Source organism: Kitasatospora sp. NPDC047058, from assembly GCF_040643935.1.
GTDB lineage: Bacteria > Actinomycetota > Actinomycetes > Streptomycetales > Streptomycetaceae > Kitasatospora.
This window is the reverse complement of sequence record NZ_JBEYVJ010000714.1, coordinates 1-2,318: the sequence shown is the minus strand read 5'-3', so window position 1 is coordinate 2,318 and position 2,318 is coordinate 1. Positions and strand designations below refer to the sequence as shown.

General features: G+C 74.1%; 2 protein-coding genes and 1 pseudogene. 2 read left to right on the top strand and 1 reads right to left on the bottom strand.

Annotation, left to right across the window (positions count from 1 at the left end; translation table 11 throughout):
- A pseudogene (locus tag ABZ885_RS39675) lies at positions 1-263 on the top strand (hypothetical protein); the annotation flags it as partial.
- A 21-nt stretch (positions 264-284) separates the two neighbouring features.
- Here the strand turns inward: ABZ885_RS39675 and ABZ885_RS39670 are convergent.
- Complete coding sequence (locus tag ABZ885_RS39670; protein ID WP_360199843.1) at positions 285-1,298, bottom strand: AraC family transcriptional regulator; 1,014 nt, start codon at positions 1,296-1,298, stop codon at positions 285-287.
- A 255-nt stretch (positions 1,299-1,553) separates the two neighbouring features.
- Between ABZ885_RS39670 and ABZ885_RS39665 the strand changes: the two genes are divergently transcribed.
- The gene (locus ABZ885_RS39665; protein WP_360199841.1) at positions 1,554-2,027 is read left to right on the top strand and encodes an anthrone oxygenase family protein; all 474 of its coding nucleotides are present in this window, start codon (positions 1,554-1,556) and stop codon (positions 2,025-2,027) included.
- Positions 2,028-2,318: the final 291 nt, after the last annotated feature.

Sequence of the window (2,318 nt, the reverse complement as noted above, 5' to 3'; positions counted from 1 at the left end):
CCGTGCACGCCGCGGTCCGCCGGGTGCGCGCCGAGCGGCCCGCCCGGCTCGTCCTCGCCCTGCCGGTGTGCGACGTCCGTGCCGCCGGGGAACTCCGCGACGACGTCGACGAACTCGTCTGCCTCTCCGCGCACCCCTACCTCCACGCGATCGGGCCCTGGTACGAGGACTTCCGCCAGGTCCCCGACCGCGAGGTGACCGACGCGCTGCGGGGCCTCCAGGCCGTCGACCGGGGCGCCCGGCAAAAGGTGGGACCGTCCTGAACCTCCCGCCAGGCGGCGGTGTCAGGACGCCAGGACCACCGTGGTCGCGGCGGCAGCGGTACCCGGGGCGGTGGCGGACGGGGCCTCCGCGGCGAGGCGGCGGTGTTCCTGGGGGGTGAGGCCGCGGACGCGCTTGAAGGCGGCGCTGAGGGCGAAGGCGTTGCTGTAGCCGACACGGCGGGCCACCGAGGCGACGGTGTGCCCGGGGTCGCGGAGCAGGTCGGCGGCGAGGGCCAGCCGCCAGGTGGCCAGGTAGGCCATCGGGGGTTCCCCGACCAGGGTGGTGAAACGGCGGGCCAGCCCGGCGCGCGAGACGCCGACCTCGGACGCCAGTGCGGCGACCGTCCACGCGCGGGCCGGGTCGTCGTGCATCAGGCGCAGGACCGGGCCGACCACGGAGTCGTGCTGGGCGCGGTACCAGGCGGGGGCGCCGCTGTCCGGGGTGGCGAGCCAGCTGCGCAGCACGCCGACGACGAGCAGGTCCAGCAGCCGGTCCAGGACGAGTTCCTGGCCGGGCTCGTCGCGGGTCGTCTCGGTGGTCAGCAGCCGGACGAGGGTGTCCTCGGTGGCGGCGGCGTCCGTACCGGCCGGGCGGACCAGCAGGGTCGGCAGGTGGTCCAGCAGGCGCCGGCCGATCTCGTGTTCCGCCTGGTAGGTGCCGGAGAGCAGAACGGTGGAGTGCTCGTCGCCGGGGGTGACCTCGCCCCAGGTGCGGACGCCGACGATCTCCCCGGAGAGGTCGACGCCGTCACGCGAGCACGCCTGGCCCGGGCCGATCACGACGTCGACCGGGGTGTCCGGGGTGTCGGCCACCACGTACGGCTCGGGTCCGCGCATGATCGCCACGTCGCCGGGCGACAGCAGGAGCGGGGAGCCGCCCGTGGGCACGATCCAGGCCTCGCCCCGGACCACGGTGATCACCGACAGCGGCGCCCCGTCCTCGATCCGCAGCGACCACGGCGGGGTGAGGATCGAGCGGAGCAGGAAGGCGCCCCGGGCCTTGGGGCCGTCGAGCAGGCCGGTGAGCGTGTCCATGGGGTAAGCGTAGACGCCTGGACATGGCTTGACGGATCGTCATTTGAGAGAGTCTTGAATGTCGGACGGGCTTCGTCCGGCGCTACGGGGGATGATCGGCGCAGCGGCGCCGTGTTCACGCCGGCGTGGTCGCCGTGGTGACCGCGGCGACGTGGTCGCGGCGACGTGGTCACGATGACGTGGTCACGGCTCCGCGGGAAGCCGCCGGTCGGAGAGGGGATACGTCCGATGGAACTGTCGCGTGCGGTCGTGCTCATGGCTGCCACCATCACCACCGGGCTGAGCGCGGGCCTGTTCTACGCGTACGCGTGCTCGGTGATGCCGGGCCTGCGCGGGACGGAGGACCGGACGTTCATCGAGGTGATGCAGCGCATCAACGTGGCCATCCTGAACGGGTGGTTCCTGCTGGGCTTCGTCGGGGCCCTGGTGACCACGGCCGCGGCGGTGGCGCTGCACCTGCCGGCCGACGGGCACGACGTGCTGCCGCCCCTGGTGGCGGCGCTGGTCCTCTACTCGGCGTCGCTGGTGGTGACGCGGGCGATCAACATCCCGCTGAACGACGCCCTGGCAGCCGCCGGCGAACCCGGCCGGATCGCCGATCCGGCGGCGGTGCGCAGCCGCTTCGAGGCGCGCTGGGTGCGGTGGAACGTGGCGCGGGCGCTGCTCTGCACGGCGGCGCTCGGGTGCCTGTGCTGGGCACTGGTGCTGCACGGCCACGCGGCCGACTGAGCCGCGCCTGCCCCCGCCCGGTCCCGACCGGGCGGGGGCGGACCAGAATGGTCCAGACCTATTGACGTTGCGTCAGGGGGCTCCTACGCTTCCCTGCGGTTGCGGCGCGCGCACCCCTGGCACCCCATGCCTGTCAGGGTCGCGACACCCGTGACCGGGCTTCCCGCCGACCACCCCCACGTCACTCGCCATGGCCTCCCCCACACCGGCCCCCGCACGGGCCCGCCCGGCCATGGCCGGAAGGGAGCACACGTCGTGATCCGATCGACCATACGGCTGCTGGGCGCAGCC

What these genes read in the sequence shown, in the direction of transcription:
- ABZ885_RS39670 (WP_360199843.1), bottom strand. Translation starts at nt 1,298, where the DNA reads ATGGACACGCTCACCGGCCTGCTCGACGGCCCCAAGGCCCGGGGCGCC.
- ABZ885_RS39665 (WP_360199841.1), top strand. Translation starts at nt 1,554, where the DNA reads ATGGCTGCCACCATCACCACCGGGCTGAGCGCGGGCCTGTTCTACGCG.